This window comes from Streptomyces sp. TSRI0107 (assembly GCF_001905845.1).
Lineage (GTDB): Bacteria > Actinomycetota > Actinomycetes > Streptomycetales > Streptomycetaceae > Streptomyces.
In genome coordinates this window covers 151759-168590 of sequence record NZ_LIVZ01000009.1, presented here as the reverse complement: position 1 = coordinate 168590, position 16832 = coordinate 151759, and the positions used below count along the sequence as shown (strand labels likewise).

Sequence of the window (16832 nt, the reverse complement as noted above, 5' to 3'; positions counted from 1 at the left end):
CCCGTCCTACGATCGAGCCCGTGGAACCAGCCGACGACGACCTGCGCGCCGAGTTCTGCCGGGAGTTGGCCACCCTGCGACTCCTCAGCGGCCCCCGGCGCGCGGCCCTGGAACAGGCGGTGCGGCGACTGCGCGAGGGCGCCGACTTCGACGAGGTGCTGCGCTCCCTCGACGTCACCGTCACCGGCCCGCTGCTCGCCCGCCACGCCCCCACACCGGTCGGCGCGCCCGGCCCGCCCGTCGAGGGCCTGTACCTGTGCCCGGTCGGCAGCTGCGGACGCGTCGAGCAGCGCCGGGCCGGACAGGGACCACCGGAGTGCCTGGTGCACGAGCGGGTGCTCGACTTCGTCGCGGACGGCTGACCGCGGTGACGGGCTTCCTCGCCGAGCTGGGCCGCAAGCTGGCCGAACGCTGGTTCACACTGCTGGTGCTGCCGGGCCTCGGCTATCTGCTGGTCGCCGGCGCCGCCGTCGAGCTGGGCCACCGCGGCTGGTCCGACTGGCGCGCCCTGGGGGACGCCTTCGTCTCGCTCACCCAGGGCGAACCGGGCGGTCAGAACGCCCTCGCGGTCCGCGCGGTCCTGCTGGTCGTGGCCGCCGTACCGCTCTCCGCCGGGCTCGGCCTGCTCGCCCAGGCCCTCGCCGGCCCCGTCGAACGCGCGCTCACCGGCGCCTGGCCGCGCCCCCTCGCCGCCCTCGCGGCCCGCCGCACCGCCCGCCGCGCCGACGCCTGGCAGTCCGCCGACACCGCGTACCGCACCGACGGCCGCCCCGAGGACGCCGCCCGCCGCAACGCGCTCGCGCCGATCCCGCCGTGCCACCCCACCTGGCTCGGCGACCGGCTGCACGCCCCCGCCGTACGGCTGCGCCAGGAGTACGGCATCGACCTCGCCACCGTCTGGCCCCGGCTGTGGCTGCTGCTGCCCGCCGCCACCCGGGGCACCCTCACCGAGACCCGCGCCCGCCTCGACACCGCGTTCACGCTCGGCGGCTGGGCGGTGCTGTATCTGCCGCTCGCCGCCCTGTGGTGGCCGGCCGCGCTGATCGCCCTGGTCGCGGCGGCCGTCGCCCGCCACCGTGCCCGCCTCGCCGCCGAGGTGTACGCGGAGCTGGTCGAGTCGGCCGTCGATCTCCACCTGGACCGCCTGCTGGCCCGCCTGGCGGAGCCCCGCCCGTCCCCCCAGCAGGGCCGAGCCCTGACGGAGCGTCTGAGAAGGGGCTTGTAGGAAGCTGTCTATATTCACAGGAACCCGGCAAATTCCGTCAAAACCCCGGAGGGACCCCGTGGAGATCCTGGCGTTCGGCGTCCAGGCCGACGAGAAGCCGTTGATCGAGGAGGCGTTCGCGGGCCACCACGAGGTCCGCTGTCTGGACGTCCTCCTCAACGAGGACACCGCCCCCATCGCGGCCGGCCACGAGATCGTCTCCTCCAGCGTCAACGCCGAGCTGGGCGGGCGCGTCCTGGAGATCCTGGCGGCGGGCGGCACCCGCATGGTCGCCCAGCGCTCCACCGGCTTCAACAACATCGACCTCGATGCCGCCGAACGCCTCGGCATGACCGTCGCCCGCGTCTCGTACTACTCGCCGTACGCGGTCGCCGAGTTCGCCTGGACGCTCGCCATGGCGGTCAACCGCCGGATCGTCCGCGCCTCCATCCGCACCCGCGACTTCGACTTCCGCCTCGACGGACTGATGGGCCGCGACCTGCACGGCCGCACCGCCGGCGTCCTCGGCACCGGCAAGATCGGCGAGGCCTTCGCCCGGATCGCGCACGGCTTCGGCATGCGGCTGCTCGGCTGGGACATCGCCGAGAACCCCGCCTGCATGCAGCTCGGCATGACATACGTCCCCAAGGAGGAGCTGCTCGCCGAGTCCGACCTGATCACCCTGCACGTCCCGCTGATGCCGCAGACCCAGCACCTGATCGACGCGGCCGCGCTGAAGTCGATGAAGGACGACGCGATCCTGGTCAACTCCAGTCGCGGCGGCCTCATCGACACGGCGGCCCTCGTCGCCGAACTGCGCGAGGGCCGCTTCACCGGCGTCGGTCTCGACGTCTACGAGGCGGAGGCGGGCCTGTTCTTCCTCGACAAGTCCCTGGAGGCCGTCGACGACGACACGCTGGCCCGCCTCGTCACCTTCCCCAACGTCCTGGTCACCTCCCACCAGGCCTACTACACGCGGGACGCCGTCGGTCAGATCGTCGAGACCACCGTCAAGAACGTCCTGGACTACCGGGCGGGCCGCCGCTCGGAGAACGTGCTGGTCCCGCGCAGCTGACCGACCAGCTCCCGCACGACGGCGGCGCCGTTCAGCGTCAGCACCGACTCGGGGTGGAACTGCACGCCCGCGAACCCGGGCCCCCGTACGGCGTGCACCTCACCGTTCGCGGCCCGGCTCACCTCCACCCCGTGCGCGGCCAGCTCCGCCGCCGCCTCGTCGTCGCAGCGCGCGACGAAGCTGTTGTAGAAACCGACGGTCTCCGGCCGCCCGAACAGATCGATGTCCGTCTGCGCCCCCTGGTACGGCACTTCCTTCCGTACGATCTCCAGGCCCAGCTCGGCGGCGATCAGCTCGTGCCCGAGGCACACGCCGAGGACGCCGTGCCGGTGGCCGCGGACGACCTCGGCGGTCAGGGCCCGCAGGAACCGCATCTTCGGGTCGTCGAGGTCCCCCGGATCGCCCGGCCCGGGGCCCAGCACCAGCGGCCCCTCGTGCGCGAGCACCGCCTCCCGCAGCCCCGGCTCGTCGTACCGCCGGACGGTCACCTCGAGACCGCTCGACCGCAGGACGTGCGCCAGCATCGCGGTGAAGGTGTCCTCCCCGTCGACGACCAGCGCGTGCCCGTCCAGCTCGGCCGCCCGCTCCTGCATCCGCAGCCAGAACGGCGCCAGCGAGGCGCGCCGCCCGTCCAGCGCGGCCCGCACCCGCGGATCGTCGGCGAGCCGCGGCCGTACCGCCTCCTCGCGCGGCCGGCCCGGACGGACCCCGAGCGCGGCCAGCACCCCGGCCGCCTTCGCGTGGGTCTCGGCGACCTCGCTCACCGGGTCCGAGCCGCGCACGAGGGTGGCGCCGACCGGTACCCGCAGCCGCCCCGCCGCGTCGATGTCGGCGGTGCGGATCAGGATGGGGGAGTCGAGGGTCTGCGCCCCGCCGGAGTCCCGGCCGAGCAGGGCGAGCGCGCCCGCGTAGTAGCGCCGCCCGCCGACCTCGTGCCGTTCGATGACCCGGCAGGCGTTCTGCACCGGCGAGCCGGTGACGGTCGCCGCGAACATGGTCTCCTTCAGCACCTCCCGCGCGTCCAGCGAGGACCGCCCCCGCAGCTCGTACTCGGTGTGGGCGAGATGCGCCATCTCCTTGAGCCGGGGCCCGACGACCACCCCGCCCATGTCGCCGACGGTGCACATCATCTTCAGTTCCTCGTCGACGACCATCGACAGCTCCTCGATCTCCTTGCCGTCGGCCAGGAAGTCGAGCAGGTGCTCGGGTGTCGGCCCCTGCGCCGGGTAGCGGTACGTGCCGCTGATCGGGTTCATCACGACGGTGCCGCCGGACATCCGCACATGCACCTCGGGGCTGGCGCCGACCAGCGTCCGCTCCCCGGTGTGCACCACGAACGTCCAGTACGCGCCCCGCTCGCCCGCCAGCAGCCGCCGGAACAGCGCCAGCGCGTCGGCACGTCCGAACCCCGGGATCTCACCCTCGTAGGTGCGCCGGATCACGAAGTTCGCGCCCTCGCCGCGCCCGATCTCCTCGTCCAGCACCCGCCCGACGATCCGCCCGTACTCCTCGTCGCCGACGTCGAAGCCGCCGCCCTCGACCCGCACCTCGTGCGCGGGCAGCTGCTCCAGCGCCTCGGCGAGCGGGACGTCGTACGACTCCTCGGGGGTCAGGACCAGCAGCGGGGTGCCGTCGTCGCGGACGTCGAAGCCGCGCTCGCGGATCTGCCGGAACGGCACCAGGGCCAGGCCCTCGTCGGGCAGGTCGGCGAGCCGCTCGCGGGTGCCGACCGGGCCGATCAGCACCTCGACGCGGTCGTGGTCGTGGCCCGGGGTGCGGCGGCGCAGCAGGGCGAACGGACGGGAGTCGTCCAGCAAGCCGAGCAGGTTCATGGTCCGTGCTCCTTCTCAGTCTCAGGAGAGGAGCGGACCGCCGGAAACACCGAAGGCCGCCCCTCGGGCGGCCTTCGCGAAGTCTGGATACGCGCAGTCAGTGGGCCGCCGGAGAAGCGGTCCACCACCAGTTCTGGTTCGAGTGCGCGAACATACGGCGCACCCTACCCGATGTCCGTCACATGTGACCCCGTGTCCGTCACACGTCGGCTGCGTCTCACTTGCTGGTCGTGGTCCGGAAGCAAGGACATCACCCCGTAATGTTGGGGTTGTGACCGTGAACGCTAAGACCAGCGCGAGCGCTGGCAACACCTGGCGAAACCTGCCCGCGGCGCAGCAGCCCGAGTACCCCGACCCCGAGGCTCTGCGCGCAGTGATCGCGGACCTCGAGTCGTATCCGCCGCTCGTCTTCGCAGGCGAGTGCGACCAGCTGCGTGCCCGGATGGCGGCCGTCGCCAAGGGAGAGGCGTTCCTCCTCCAGGGCGGCGACTGTGCCGAGGCCTTCGACGCGGTGTCCGCCGATCACATCCGCAACAAGCTGAAGACCCTGCTCCAGATGGGCGCCGTGCTGACGTACGCCGCGTCCGTGCCCGTGGTGAAGGTCGGCCGGATCGCCGGCCAGTACTCCAAGCCGCGCTCCAAGCCGACCGAGACCCGTGACGGCGTGACGCTCCCGACCTACCGGGGCGACTCCGTCAACGGCTTCGACTTCACCGAAGAGGCCCGCGTCCCGGACCCCGAGCGGCTGAAGCGGATGTACCACGCCTCGGCGTCCACGCTGAACCTGGTGCGCGCCTTCACCACCGGCGGCTACGCCGACCTGCGTCAGGTGCACGCCTGGAACCAGGACTTCGTGAAGTCGTCCCCGTCGGGGCAGCGCTACGAGCAGCTCGCGCGCGAGATCGACCAGGCGCTGAACTTCATGCACGCCTGCGGGGCCGACCCGGAGGAGTTCAAGACCGTCGAGTTCTACGCCTCGCACGAGGCGCTGCTGCTCGACTACGAGTCGGCGCTGACCCGCGTGGACTCCCGCACCGGCCGGCTGTACGACGTCTCCGGGCACATGGTGTGGATCGGCGAGCGCACCCGGCAGCTGGACCACGCGCACATCGAGTTCGCGTCGAAGATCCGCAACCCGATCGGCATCAAGCTCGGTCCGACGACCACGGCCGAGGAGGCGCTCCAGTACATCGAGCGCCTCGACCCCGACCGCGAGCCCGGCCGGCTGACCTTCATCGTCCGGATGGGCGCCGACAAGGTCCGCGACAAGCTGCCCGAGCTGGTCGAGAAGGTCACCGCCTCCGGTGCGACCGTGGCCTGGGTGACCGACCCGATGCACGGCAACACCTTCGAGGCGGCCTCGGGCCACAAGACCCGCCGCTTCGACGACGTGCTCGACGAGGTCAAGGGCTTCTTCGAGGTCCACAAGGCCCTCGGCACCCACCCGGGCGGCATCCACGTGGAGCTGACCGGTGACGACGTCACCGAGTGCGTGGGCGGCGGCGACGAGATCTTCGTCGACGACCTGCACCAGCGTTACGAGACGGCCTGCGACCCGCGGCTCAACCGCAGCCAGTCGCTGGACCTGGCGTTCCTGGTCGCGGAGATGTACCGGGACCAGTGACGTTCTCGCCGATCAACGGCTGTTTCCAGCCATGAGTGGGGCGCGGATCACATACGATCCGCGCCCCACCGCACTTTTCCGGGTCCTGTCTGATGGGTAAGGTTAGGTTAGCCTCACCGATCAACGGGGACGGCACCACTTATCGATCCCTGCGGGAGGTGAACCGCGTGTACGTCTGCTCTTGCTTCGGCGTCACCGAGCAGCAGGTCAAGCAGCACGCGGAGAACGGCGCCTGCACCCCCCGCCAGATAGCCTCCGCCTGCAAGGCCGGCACGGACTGCGGTTCGTGCGTACGGCGCATCCAGGCACTCCTGGGCAGGGGCGCGTGCCCGCGCCGCGAGCTGGCCGACCAGGGCAAGCCGGTGCTGGCCGGACTGGAAGACGCGGCCTAGATCCTGCCTCTCGGGTCCTGGGGAAACATCCCCTAGCTCGGCTGCTCGATCTGCTGCGCGAGGTAGAGCGCCTCACCGAGCTTGTCGATGAGCTCCAGCTGCGTGTCCAGGTAGTCGATGTGGTGCTCCTCGTCCTCGAGGATCGACTCGAAGAGGTTCGCGGACGTGATGTCGCCCTTGGTGCGCATCACCTCGATGCCCCGCTTGAGGCGGTCGATCGCCTCCACCTCGATCTGCCGGTCGGCCTGGAACATCTCGGTCACCGTCTGGCCGACCCGCACGTGGAACAGGCGCTGGTAGTTGGGCAGGCCGTCCAGCATCAGGATGCGCTCGGTGATCTTGTCCGCGTGCTTCATCTCGTCGATGGATTCTTCACGCGTGTACTTGGCGAGCTTCGTCCAGCCCTTGTTGTCCTGGATCCGGTAGTGCAGCCAGTACTGGTTGATCGCCGTCAGCTCGCCGGTCAACTGCTCGTTCAGGAATTCGAGGACCTCGGGGTCGCCCTGCATCGCAGAGGCTCCTTCCACGCGGGGGAACTGGCAGGTTGCGCCGCATGATTGCACCGACGATCGAAGATCGTCCAGTAAGTGCGTACTTAGTAAGTAAGTGCATGCTTAGTGCTAGTTGCCCGTTTCAGGGCCCCACGTGGTCATGTGCACCGGTCGGGGTCTGTCAGGATGGAGTCATGGGTCATCCGGTGGAGCGCGAAACAGGAGAAGCGGCACGGTACGAGCTTCCGCCGGGACAGCGACTGCAGCGCGGCTGGCCGGTCACGCACTACGGCCCGGTACCCAAGTTCCGGCCCGAGCGCTGGGAGTTCAGGGTCTTCGGGGCCACCGCCGACGGCGAGAAGCACTGCTGGACCCACGAGGAGTTCACGGCCCTGCCCTACACCACCGTCACGGGTGACCTGCACTGCGTGACGAAGTTCAGCATGCTGGGCGCGGAGTGGGGCGGGATCCCCGCGCGGACCATCCTGGAGATCGCGCCGCCCGCCGGGAATGTCACCCATGTGATGGTGTGGGCGGAGTACGGCTTCAGCTCGAATCTGCGGCTGTCCGACTTCGCCGCCGAGCGCACGATCTTCGCCACCCACAAGGACGGTGAGCTCCTCACCGCCGAGCACGGCTTCCCCCTGCGCCTGGTGGTGCCGCACCTGTACGCCTGGAAGGGACCCAAATGGGTCCGCGGCGTGGAGTACATGACCGCCGACCGCCGCGGCTTCTGGGAGGAGCGCGGCTACCACAACATCGGCGACCCCTGGCGGGAGCAGCGCTACTCCTACCAGGAGGGACCCGGAGACGGCCCCGAGCTCTGACCCCGGCACTGACCTCGGCTTTTTCGAGGGAGGGCTCAGCCGTCGCGCAGCTTCTTCAGCCGCTCAACGTCCGCCGCGTGCCCCTGCTTGCCGCCCGGCGTCTCGATGATCAGCGGTACGCCCTCGGTCGCGGGGTGCGTCATCAGCGCCCGGAACGGATCCTCGCCGATGTGGCCGACGCCGATGTTCTCGTGCCGGTCCTTGTGCGCGCCCACCACGTCCTTGGAGTCGTTGGCGTGGATCAGCTTCAGCCGGCCCTCGCCCACCGTGTCCACCAGCAGGTCCAGCGTCTGATGCATGCCGTTCGGGCCGGTCAGGTCGTGCCCCGCGGCGAAGATGTGGCAGGTGTCCAGGCACACGCCGAGCTTCGGGTGGGCGTCCAGCGCCTCGAAGTACGGCCCGAAGTCCCAGGTCCGTGAGCAGAGCGAGAAGCCCTGGCCGGCCGTCGACTCCAGCAGCAGGTACGGGTCGTCGTCATGGGTCAGCTCGTCCAGCAGCGGCAGCATGTACTCCCGCACCTGCTTCAGCGCCACCGACCGCTCCCGCCCGCCGGTCGCGCTGCCGGTGTGCACGACGACGCCGAGCGCGCCGATCTCCCGGCCGCGCCGCAGCGAGTGCCGCAGCGACTCCACCGACCGCTCCACCGTCGCCTCGGTGTGCGAGCCGAAGTTGATCAGATACGGCGCGTGCACGTACGCCGGTATCGACTCGGCCGCGCACGCCGCCCGGAACTCCTCGTCCTGCCGCGGATTGCCGGCCGGGGTGGCCCAGCCGCGCGGGTTGGCGACGAAGACCTGCACGGTCTCGGCCTTCAGATCGCGGGCGTACGACAGTCCTACGGAGCTGAGACCGCCCGCCACGGGGACGTGACCGCCGACGGGGTTGCGCAAGGGGCCGGGAAGTTCACTCTTCACCCTTTCAGGGTGTCATGACGCTTCCCGCGCCCCGGCCGCGGAGCGTGTGGGGTGCCTCTCAGCTGGTCTCTCAGCTGATCCCTCACCGGTCTCTAGCGGATCGTGATCGTGATCGTGGCGCCCTTCGGGGCCGTCTCGCCGCCCTCGACCGACTGGCTCTTGACCTCGTCGCCGAACAGGCCCAGCAGTCCGCGGTCCTCCTCGACCTGGAAGCCGGCGGCCTCCAGCTTGTCCTTCGCCTCGTCGACACTGTCGCCGACCACGTCCGGGACCTCGACCATCACCGGGCCCTTGGACACCGTGAGCGTCACCGTGTCGCCCTCGGCGGCGCGCCGCCCGGCGTCCGGGGTCTGCTCGGCGACCTGCCCCTTGTCGAACTCCGAGTGCACCTGCTGCTCGGCGACCCGCACCTTGAGACCGGCCTCCTCCAACTGCTGCCGGGCGTCGGCGAGGTCCTGCCCGGTGACGTCCGGGACGTCGATCGGGCTGCCCTTGCTGACGGTGAGCGCGATCGCGGAGCCCGCCTTGCGCTCGGTGCCCGCCACCGGCTCCGTGCCGATCACGACACCACGGGCCACGTCCTCGGAGAACGCGCGGGTGACCATGCCCGGCTCCAGGCCCTCGTCCTTCAGCACCTCCCGCGCCTTGTCCAGGCGGTAGCCCGCCAGGTTGGGCACCTTCACGGTCCGGGGCCCGTCGGAGACGGTGATCGTGACCGAGTCGTTCTGCCGGATCCGGCTGCCCGGCTTCGGGTCCGTGCTGATGATCGTGCCGCGCTCGACGGTGTCGCTGTAGGCGTGCTCGACGTCACCGACCTCCAGACCGGCGTCCGCGAGCCGGTCCTCGGCCTGCTCCTGGGTCTTCGCCAGCAGCGGCGGGACCTGGGTGAACTGGCCCGAGTTGATGTACCAGACGCCCGCGCCGACGCCGAGCACCAGCAGGACGGCCGCGACGATCGTCACCACCGCGCGGGGCGGCCGGCGCCGGGGAGCAGCCGTCGGCGGCGGCGCCTGGAGCCGGCTGGTCCGCTCGACCCGCGGCTCGTCGTCCCCGTCGACGGGCAGCGGGCGGGGCACAGTCAGCGCGCGCGGGATCACGCTGGTGCGGTCCTCGGCGTTGTCGTGCTCCGCCGTCAGGGCCTGCGGCGGCACCGCGTCGAGCTGGTCCTCGCTCAGCGCGGCCCGCGCCTCCCGGGCCTGCGCGAGCAGCGCCACGGCGTCGTACGGGCGGACCTCCGGGCTGCGCGCGGTGGCCGAGGCGACCAGCTCGTCCAGCTCGTACGCCAGACCGGGGACGGCGGCCGAGGGCGGCGGCACATCCGCGTGGAGGTGCTGGTACAGCACCTGGGCGGGGGTGTCGCCGGTGTGCGGCTTGCCGCCCGTCAGCATCTCGTACAGCACGACACCGCAGGCGTAGACGTCCACGCGCGCATCGGCCGTGCCGTGCTCGATCTGCTCGGGGGCCAGGTAGGAGACCGTGCCGAGGACCGTGCCGGTGGTGTTGGTGACGGTGTCGACGGAACGGACCAGGCCGAAGTCGGCGACCTTGACCCGGCCGTCGTCCCCTATGAGGACGTTCTCCGGCTTCATGTCGCGGTGCACGAACCCCGCGCGGTGCGCGGCGCCGAGCGCGGCCAGCACCGGCTCCAGGATGTCCAGCGCGGCCCGGGGAGCGAGCGCGCCGCGCTCGCGCAGCACGTCGCGCAGGGTGCAGCCGGCGACGTACTCCATCGCCAGGTAGACGTACGCCCCCTCGGCGCCCTGGTCGAAGACCTGGACCACGTTGGGGTGGGCGAGCCGGGCGACCGACTTCGCCTCCCTGATGAACCGCTCCACGAACGACGCGTCGGCCGCCAGCGTGGGGTGCATCACCTTCAGCGCGAGGACGCGGTCGAGGCGGGTGTCCACGGCCCGGTAGACCGTGGCCATCCCGCCGACCGCGATCCTCGCGTCGACGCGATAACGGCCGTCGAGCAGCTGCCCGACCAGAGGGTCCTGAAGGGTCGTGTCCACGCAGGTGAGTGTACGAGCCGCCACCGACACGCCCGTCCCTTCCGGGGGCCCGGGGACGGACTGCAGCAGACCTGTGACCGTCCCGGGCCGGTCGGGTCAGAACGCCGGGCGCTCCGGGTCGAGGCGGGCCCGGCCCTCCGTCGGGGAGGACGCCTCGGCGAAGTGCCGGCGGGGGATGCGGCCCGCGCGGTGGGCCAGCCGGCCCGCCTCCACCGCGTGACGCATGGCCTCCGCCATCAGCACCGGCTGCTGGGCGCGGGTGACGGCCGAGGCGAGCATCACACCCGCGCAGCCCAGCTCCATGGCGAGCGCCGCGTCGGACGCCGTACCGGCCCCGGCGTCCAGGATCACCGGCACGCGCGCGTGCTCCACGATCAGCTGGAAGTTGTGCGGGTTGCGGATGCCGAGGCCGGAACCGATGGGGGAGCCGAGCGGCATGATCGCGGCGCAGCCCACGTCCTCCAGCTTCCGCGCCAGCACCGGGTCGTCGTTGGTGTACGGCAGCACCGTGAACCCGTCGTCCACCAGGGTCTCCGCGGCCTCCAGCAGCTCGATCGGGTCCGGCAGCAGGGTCCGCTCGTCGGCGATGACCTCCAGCTTGATCAGGTCCGTGCCCAGCGCCTCCCGCGCCAGCCGCGCGGTGAGCACCGCCTCCCCGGCGGTGAAGCAGCCCGCCGTGTTGGGCAGCACCCGGATGCCGAGGCGGTCCAGCACGGAGAGCACCGAGCCGTGCACGTCCGGGTTCACCCGGCGCATCGCGACGGTCGTCAGCTCGGTCCCGGAGGCCACCAGGGACCGCTCCAGCACGTCCAGGCTGGGGGCGCCGCCGGTGCCCATGATCAGCCGGGAGGTGAACGTCGTGTCCCCGAGGACGAAGGGGTCGTCGGCCATGGGTCAGCCTCCTTGGACGGCGGTGAGGACTTCGACGCGGTCTCCGTCGGAGAGCGCGGTGGCCGCCCACTGCGCGCGCGGGACGACGGTTTCGTTGAGGGCGGCGGCCACTCCGGAGGGCGCCGCGGTGAGCGTGCGGACGAGGGCGTCGAGCGCCGTGCCGGGCGCGACCTCGCGGCTCTCGCCGTTGACCGAGATGTTCATGCGGACTGCTCCGTGAGTGCGGGCTCCGTGCGGGCGGGTTCCTTGAGCGCCGGTTCCTTGAGCGCCGGTTCCGTGCGGGCGGGTTCCGCGAGCGCCGGTTCCGTCGGTGCGGCCTCCGTGCGTGCGGCGGTGAAACGCTTCGGCGTGAACGAGCGGGCCTCCTCCGGCAGTTCACCGGTGGCCAGGACGTGGGCCATCGCGTCACCGGTCACCGGGGTCAGCAGCACCCCGTTGCGGTAGTGGCCGGTGGCCAGCAGCAGCCCGTCCAGTTCGGTCGGGCCGAGCAGCGGCGCGTTGTCGGGGGAGCCGGGGCGCAGTCCCGCGCGGGTCTCCGTCAGCGGCAGCTCGGTGATGCCCGGCACCAGCTCGTGCGCGTCGCGCAGCAGCTCGTACACCCCGCCCGCGGTCACCGTGGTGTCCCAGCCCAGCTCCTCGGTGGTCGCGCCGACCACCAGCTCGCCGTTCTCGCGCGGCACCAGGTAGACGTGGCTGCCGCGCACCATGGCCCGCACGGTCCGGCTGAGGAACGGCGCGTACCGCGCGGGCACGGTCAGCCGCAGCACCTGCCCCTTCACCGGCCGCACCGGCGGCAGCAGCTCGTCCGGGACGCCCGCCAGACGTCCGCTGAGGCTGCCCGCGGCGAGCACCACCTGCCCGGCGCCCAGCGCGGTGCCGTCGGCGGTGACGACGCCCGTGGCCCGGCCCCCCGCGACGGTGAGCCGTTGCGCCCACACGCGGTGGAACACGACCCCCGCGCGCTCGCAGGCCGCCACCAGGGCCGCCGCCAGCCGCCGCGGGTCGATCTGGTGGTCGCCGTCCACCCGCAGGCCCCCGCGCACCCCGGGCGCGAGCAACGGCTCCAGCCGCCGGCAGTCGCGGCCCGACAGCCACTCCGACTCCAGCCCCGACTGCCGCTGCAGGGCGTGCAGTTCGCGCAGATGGGCCCGGTCGTCGGCGTCGAGGGCGACGGCGAGCGTGCCGCACCGGCGGTAGCCGAGGTCGTGGCCGGTGAGGTCGCTCAGTTCGGCCGCGAACTCCGGGTAGCGGTGCGCCGAGGCGAGGTTCAGACCGAGCAGGGTCTCCTCGCCGTAGTGCAGTTCCGTGACGGCGGCGAGCATCCCGGCCGCCACCTGGGCGGCCCCGCCGCCCGGTTCGGGGTCCACCACCGCCGTGGCGAAACCGCGCTGCGCGGCCCGCCAGGCCGTGACCAGACCGATGATCCCGCCCCCGATGACGAGGACGTCGGATGTGTCGGACGTACGCGACATGGGCGTCCAGCCCCTCCCTTCGCCGGCATGACCCGGATCAGGTTCGTACGGTCGGAGGCCGCCAGCCTCCCTCTCAGCCCGGTGCGTCCGGGCTCCCGCGAGTGCTTTACGTTGGCCACCCTAGCCCGACCCCGTGCCGCTCAGTAAGGGAGCCTCCGCCCGTGACACGCCCGCACCACCGATCCCTCGACGGTCTCGTCCTCGCCCCCGTCGCCGACCAGGCCCCCGGCCAGGTGGGCACCCGCACCCGGTTCGGCTATCACGAGAAGGACGGCGAGATCTGGGCCGAGTACGCGGGCGGAGACGTCGTCCGCGGGCATCTGGTGGGTACCCGGGAGGGCGACCGGCTGGACTTCCGGTACGTCCAGCTGAAGACGGACGGGACGACCGCCTCCGGGCACTGCGTGTCGCTCGTGGTGGAGCTGCCCGACGGGCGGCTGCGGCTGGAGGAGACATGGCGGTGGGAGTCCCAGGAGGGCTCCGGGACCAGTGTTGTGGAGCAGGTCACGACGCACGAGCACTGACTGACGAGATGTCAGTTGTCTATGGTGATCAGGTGAGCGAGCAGACCCAGGAACGGGGATCGTCGGCACCGCGGCGGGTGGTCGTCGCCGGCGCGGGCATGGCCGGTGTGCAGACCGCGGTCGCCCTGCGCGAACAGGGCTACACCGGCACGGTGACCCTGATCGGCGCGGAACCCCACCAGCCGTACGACCGGCCGCCGCTGTCCAAGGCGGTCCTGCTCGGCACGGCCGAGGGCTCCGCCTTCGACGTCGACTTCGAGGCGCTCGGCATCGAGCTGCACCTCGGGCGTGAGGTCCAGGGGGTGCGCCCCGCCGATCACGAGCTGGACACCGAGGCCGGGCCGGAGCCGTACGACGTCCTGGTCGTCGCCACCGGCGCCGAACCGATTCGGCTGCCCGGCGCCGAGGGCGTGCCCGGCGTGCACCTGCTGCGCACCCTGGACGACGCGGAACGGCTGCGGCCGGTGCTCGCGCGCCAGCACGACGTCGTGGTCGTCGGCGCGGGCTGGATCGGCGCCGAGTTCGCCACCGCCGCGCGGGAGGCGGGCTGCGCGGTGACCGTCGTGGAGGCCGCCGACCGGCCGCTCGCGGGGGCGCTGCCCGCCGAGGTGGCCACCCCGATGACCTCCTGGTACGCCGACGCCGGCGCCGAACTGCGGACCCACGCGCGCGTGGCGCGCGTCGAGCCCGGCACGGTGCTCCTCGACGACGGGACGCGGCTGCCCGCCGGGGCCGTCGTCGTCGGCATCGGCGCCCGGCCCGCCACGGTCTGGCTGACGGGCTCCGGCATCGAGCTGGGGGCGCACGGCGAGGTCGTCGCCGACGCCGGTCTGCGCACCTCCGTGCCGGACGTGTACGCGGTCGGCGACTGCGCGTCCTTCCCCTCCGCGCGGTACGGCGAGCGGCTGCTCGTCCACCACTGGGACAACGCCCTCCAGGGCCCGCGCACGGTCGCCGCGAACATCGTCGGCGCCACCACGGGCGAGGCCCCCGCGGTGTACGACCCGGTCCCGTACTTCTGGTCCGAGCAGTTCGGCCGCTTCGTCCAGTACGCCGGGCACCACGCGTCCGCCGACACGCTGCTGTGGCGCGGCGACCCGTCCGGGCCCGCCTGGTCGGTGTGCTGGCTGCGCGAGAAGCGCCTGGTCGCCCTGCTGGCGGTGGGCCGCCCGAGGGACCTCGCCCAGGGCCGCCGGCTGATCGAGTCGGGCGCGCCGATGGATCCCGAGCTGCTGACCGACCCCGGTCGGCCGCTGAAGGCGGCGACGGCGTAGGCTCCGCCCGGAGGGCTACGGTCCACTCCGTCGGCCCCGCCGCGCCCGTGCTGGCTACCGACTGTCGGTCCGGGATGGCAGGCTTGGTGACGTGACCGAGATTGACGCAAAGATCGATGCTCTCGTCCCCGCCTGGCTCACCCTCCCCGACATCGCCGAACAGCTCGGCGTCGAGGTGACGCGCGTGCGGCAGCTGGTCAAGGAGGGCCAGCTCATCGCCGTACGCCGTGGTGAGAACCGCGCGCTGCACGTCCCCGCCGCCTTCATCGACGGGGACAAGGTCGTCAAGGGCCTGTCCGGGACCCTGACGCTCCTGCGGGACGACGGCTTCACGGACGAAGAGATGCTGGAGTGGCTCTTCACCCCCGACGACAGCCTGCCCGGCACCCCCGCGCAGGCCCTCAGCGAGAATCGCGGCACGGAGGTGAAGCGCCGGGCCCAGGCGCTCGCCGTGTGATCTGAGCACGCTGATCTGAACAACCGTCCGGCGTACGGGCCGCGGCACGCACAGTCGCCACGGCCGCGGTTCACTGCGGCCCGCCGCTGCCCGTACGCCACCGACAACGGGGGGACACCCATGCCCGACGCCACCACCGCCCGCGCCCGCCTCGCCGACGCCCGGCTCTACCTCTGCACGGACGCCCGCAGGCGCCAGGGCGACCTGCCCGAGTTCCTGGACGCGGTGCTGGCCGCCGGTGTCGACATCGTGCAGCTGCGCGACAAGGGCATGGAGGCGGCCGAGGAGCTGGAGCACCTGGAGGTCTTCGCCGACGCCTGCGCCCGGCACGACAGGCTCCTCGCGGTCAACGACCGCGCGGACGTCGCCCACGCCGCCCGCGCGGACGTGCTCCACCTGGGCCAGGGCGACCTCCCGGTCCCCGCGGCCCGCGCGATCGTCGGCGACGACGTGCTCATAGGCCGCTCCACGCACGCCGAGTCCGAGGCCGCCGCGGCAGCCGTTCAGGAGGGCGTGGACTACTTCTGCACAGGCCCCTGCTGGCCCACCCCCACCAAGCCCGGCCGGCACGCCCCCGGTCTCGACCTGGTGCGGTACACCGCCGCCCTGGGCACCGACCGCCCCTGGTTCGCCATCGGCGGCATCGACCTGGGCAACCTCGACGAGGTGCTGGACGCGGGCGCCCGCCGGGTGGTCGTCGTCCGCGCGATCACCGAGGCGGACGACCCGGCCGCGGCGACGGCGGAGCTGGTGAAGCGGCTGCGGGAGGCGTGATGCCCACGTGTCTGTCCACGTGTCTGTCCACGTGTCTGTCCACGGATCTGTCCAAGGGGTGGACAACAAAGTGACAAATCGGGCAAATTTCCCGACTCCGGTTGGGGGACCACGAAGCCCTGGCTAACCTGCCCGTATGGCCCTCGGCACCGCATCCACCAGGTCGGATCACGCTCCGACCGTCCGCGACATGCTCGCGACCGGCAAGACGACGTACTCGTTCGAGTTCTACGCCCCGAAAACCCCGAAGGGCGAGCGGAACCTGTGGAACGCGCTGCGCCGGGTCGAGGCCGTGGCTCCCGACTTCGTCTCCGTGACCTACGGCGCGGGCGGCTCCACCCGCGCGGGCACGGTCAAGGCGACCGAGGCGATCGCCTCGGACACCACCCTCACCCCGATCGCCCACCTCACGGCGGTCGACCACTCCGTCGCCGACCTGCGCAACATCATCGGCCAGTACGCCGACGCGGGGATCCGCAACATGCTCGCGCTGCGCGGCGACCCGCCCGGCGACCCGATGGGCGACTGGGTGCCGCACCCGCAGGGCCTCACCTACGCCGCCGACCTGGTCGAACTGATCAAGACCTCCGGCGACTTCTGCGTGGGCGTCGCGGCCTTCCCCGCGATGCACCCGCGGTCCGCGGACTGGGACACCGACGTCCGCCACTTCGTCGACAAGTGCCGCGCGGGCGCCGACTACGCGATCACCCAGATGTTCTTCCACCCGGAGGACTACCTGCGGCTGCGCGACCGCGTCGCGGCGGCCGGCTGCGAGACCCCGATCATCCCCGAGGTCATGCCCATCGGTAGCGTGAGGACGCTGGAGCGGATCCCGTCCCTCACCAACGCGGCGTTCCCGGACGCCCTGAAAGAGCGGATCCTCACAGCAAAAGACAATCCCGCCGCTGTACGCTCCATTGGCATCGACTTCGCCACGGAGTTCTGCGCGCGGCTGCTGGCCGAAGGAGTGCCCGGACTGCACTTCATCACGCTGAACAACTCCACGGCGACGCTGGAAATCTACGAGAACCTGGGCCTGCACCACCCACCGCGGGCCTAGACCGGTCGC

Annotated in this window: 19 protein-coding genes and 1 riboswitch; of the genes, 11 read left to right on the top strand and 8 right to left on the bottom strand. The window is 72.0% G+C overall.

Annotated features, from left to right (window positions below; translation table 11 throughout):
• Window positions 1-20: 20 nt before the first annotated feature.
• From AMK31_RS25015 to AMK31_RS25005, 3 genes are read left to right on the top strand one after another with little or no spacing between them, the layout of a single operon-like run.
• A complete protein-coding gene (locus AMK31_RS25015; protein WP_073942885.1) occupies window positions 21-362 on the top strand; it encodes a hypothetical protein in 342 nt (113 codons plus the stop codon).
• 5 nt (window positions 363-367) lie between these two features.
• Window positions 368-1225, top strand: a complete 858-nt coding sequence (locus AMK31_RS40470; RefSeq protein WP_073942884.1) for a hypothetical protein — start codon at window positions 368-370, stop codon at window positions 1223-1225.
• A 58-nt stretch (window positions 1226-1283) separates the two neighbouring features.
• On the top strand, window positions 1284-2279 hold the full coding sequence (locus AMK31_RS25005; RefSeq protein WP_073942883.1) for a 2-hydroxyacid dehydrogenase: 996 nt from the start codon (window positions 1284-1286) through the stop codon (window positions 2277-2279).
• On the opposite strand, the gene AMK31_RS25000 is transcribed toward AMK31_RS25005, so the two are convergent.
• Both AMK31_RS25000 and AMK31_RS42440 read right to left on the bottom strand, forming a co-directional pair.
• The gene (locus AMK31_RS25000; protein WP_073942882.1) at window positions 2231-4111 is read right to left on the bottom strand and encodes an anthranilate synthase family protein; all 1881 of its coding nucleotides are present in this window, start codon (window positions 4109-4111) and stop codon (window positions 2231-2233) included. The two genes, AMK31_RS25005 and AMK31_RS25000, sit on opposite strands and share 49 nt — an antisense overlap.
• 97 nt (window positions 4112-4208) lie before the next feature.
• Window positions 4209-4265 (bottom strand): trp operon leader peptide, encoded by a 57-nt coding sequence (locus tag AMK31_RS42440; RefSeq protein WP_073943045.1) that lies wholly within the window; start codon window positions 4263-4265, stop codon window positions 4209-4211.
• Between the two features lie 117 nt (window positions 4266-4382).
• On the opposite strand from AMK31_RS42440, the gene AMK31_RS24990 reads away from it, so the two are divergent.
• Together AMK31_RS24990 and AMK31_RS24985 are read left to right on the top strand one after the other, a co-directional pair.
• Complete coding sequence (locus AMK31_RS24990) at window positions 4383-5735, top strand: class II 3-deoxy-7-phosphoheptulonate synthase (RefSeq protein WP_073942881.1); 1353 nt, start codon at window positions 4383-4385, stop codon at window positions 5733-5735.
• A 167-nt stretch (window positions 5736-5902) separates the two neighbouring features.
• Complete coding sequence (locus tag AMK31_RS24985) at window positions 5903-6127, top strand: (2Fe-2S)-binding protein (protein ID WP_198948571.1); 225 nt, start codon at window positions 5903-5905, stop codon at window positions 6125-6127.
• Between the two features lie 32 nt (window positions 6128-6159).
• Here AMK31_RS24985 and bfr read toward each other — a convergent pair whose 3' ends face one another.
• Entirely contained in the window at window positions 6160-6636 is a 477-nt protein-coding gene (gene bfr, locus AMK31_RS24980; protein WP_073942879.1) for a bacterioferritin, read from the bottom strand.
• 176 nt (window positions 6637-6812) lie between these two features.
• On the opposite strand from bfr, the gene AMK31_RS24975 reads away from it, so the two are divergent.
• Window positions 6813-7445, top strand: a complete 633-nt coding sequence (locus tag AMK31_RS24975; RefSeq protein WP_073942878.1) for a sulfite oxidase-like oxidoreductase — start codon at window positions 6813-6815, stop codon at window positions 7443-7445.
• A gap of 35 nt (window positions 7446-7480) precedes the next feature.
• Here AMK31_RS24975 and AMK31_RS24970 read toward each other — a convergent pair whose 3' ends face one another.
• From AMK31_RS24970 to thiO, 5 genes are all read right to left on the bottom strand, one after another.
• The gene (locus AMK31_RS24970) at window positions 7481-8359 is read right to left on the bottom strand and encodes a deoxyribonuclease IV (RefSeq protein ID WP_073942877.1); all 879 of its coding nucleotides are present in this window, start codon (window positions 8357-8359) and stop codon (window positions 7481-7483) included.
• A gap of 92 nt (window positions 8360-8451) precedes the next feature.
• A complete protein-coding gene (gene pknB / locus AMK31_RS24965) occupies window positions 8452-10371 on the bottom strand; it encodes a Stk1 family PASTA domain-containing Ser/Thr kinase (protein WP_073942876.1) in 1920 nt (639 codons plus the stop codon).
• A 96-nt stretch (window positions 10372-10467) separates the two neighbouring features.
• Complete coding sequence (locus AMK31_RS24960; RefSeq protein ID WP_073942875.1) at window positions 10468-11262, bottom strand: thiazole synthase; 795 nt, start codon at window positions 11260-11262, stop codon at window positions 10468-10470.
• Window positions 11263-11265: 3 nt separating this feature from the next.
• The gene (gene thiS / locus AMK31_RS24955) at window positions 11266-11466 is read right to left on the bottom strand and encodes a sulfur carrier protein ThiS (protein WP_073942874.1); all 201 of its coding nucleotides are present in this window, start codon (window positions 11464-11466) and stop codon (window positions 11266-11268) included.
• On the bottom strand, window positions 11463-12734 hold the full coding sequence (gene thiO, locus AMK31_RS24950; protein ID WP_079186920.1) for a glycine oxidase ThiO: 1272 nt from the start codon (window positions 12732-12734) through the stop codon (window positions 11463-11465). The genes thiS and thiO overlap by 4 nt, the downstream gene beginning before the upstream one ends.
• A riboswitch (TPP riboswitch) is annotated at window positions 12732-12843 on the bottom strand. It overlaps the preceding gene by 3 nt.
• Before the next feature lie 52 nt (window positions 12844-12895).
• Between thiO and AMK31_RS24945 the strand changes: the two genes are divergently transcribed.
• From AMK31_RS24945 to metF, 5 genes are all read left to right on the top strand, one after another.
• Window positions 12896-13258, top strand: a complete 363-nt coding sequence (locus AMK31_RS24945) for a hypothetical protein (RefSeq protein ID WP_073942873.1) — start codon at window positions 12896-12898, stop codon at window positions 13256-13258.
• Between the two features lie 32 nt (window positions 13259-13290).
• Window positions 13291-14532 (top strand): NAD(P)/FAD-dependent oxidoreductase, encoded by a 1242-nt coding sequence (locus tag AMK31_RS24940; RefSeq protein ID WP_073942872.1) that lies wholly within the window; start codon window positions 13291-13293, stop codon window positions 14530-14532.
• A 91-nt stretch (window positions 14533-14623) separates the two neighbouring features.
• Window positions 14624-14989, top strand: coding sequence for an Rv2175c family DNA-binding protein (locus tag AMK31_RS24935; RefSeq protein ID WP_073942871.1), 366 nt, complete (start codon window positions 14624-14626; stop codon window positions 14987-14989).
• A 120-nt stretch (window positions 14990-15109) separates the two neighbouring features.
• A complete protein-coding gene (thiE, locus tag AMK31_RS24930; protein ID WP_073942870.1) occupies window positions 15110-15763 on the top strand; it encodes a thiamine phosphate synthase in 654 nt (217 codons plus the stop codon).
• 136 nt (window positions 15764-15899) lie between these two features.
• Window positions 15900-16823 carry a methylenetetrahydrofolate reductase [NAD(P)H] gene (gene metF / locus AMK31_RS24925; RefSeq protein WP_073942869.1) on the top strand — a complete coding sequence of 308 codons (924 nt, stop codon included), beginning with the start codon at window positions 15900-15902 and terminating at the stop codon, window positions 16821-16823.
• Window positions 16824-16832 lie beyond the last annotated feature (9 nt).

Coding starts and splice junctions, on each gene's coding strand:
- AMK31_RS24975 (WP_073942878.1), top strand. CDS start 6,813: ATGGGTCATCCGGTGGAGCGCGAAACAGGAGAAGCGGCACGGTACGAG.
- metF (WP_073942869.1), top strand. CDS start 15,900: ATGGCCCTCGGCACCGCATCCACCAGGTCGGATCACGCTCCGACCGTC.
- thiS (WP_073942874.1), bottom strand. CDS start 11,466: ATGAACATCTCGGTCAACGGCGAGAGCCGCGAGGTCGCGCCCGGCACG.
- thiO (WP_079186920.1), bottom strand. CDS start 12,734: ATGTCGCGTACGTCCGACACATCCGACGTCCTCGTCATCGGGGGCGGG.
- bfr (WP_073942879.1), bottom strand. CDS start 6,636: ATGCAGGGCGACCCCGAGGTCCTCGAATTCCTGAACGAGCAGTTGACC.
- thiE (WP_073942870.1), top strand. CDS start 15,110: ATGCCCGACGCCACCACCGCCCGCGCCCGCCTCGCCGACGCCCGGCTC.
- AMK31_RS25000 (WP_073942882.1), bottom strand. CDS start 4,111: ATGAACCTGCTCGGCTTGCTGGACGACTCCCGTCCGTTCGCCCTGCTG.
- AMK31_RS24960 (WP_073942875.1), bottom strand. CDS start 11,262: ATGGCCGACGACCCCTTCGTCCTCGGGGACACGACGTTCACCTCCCGG.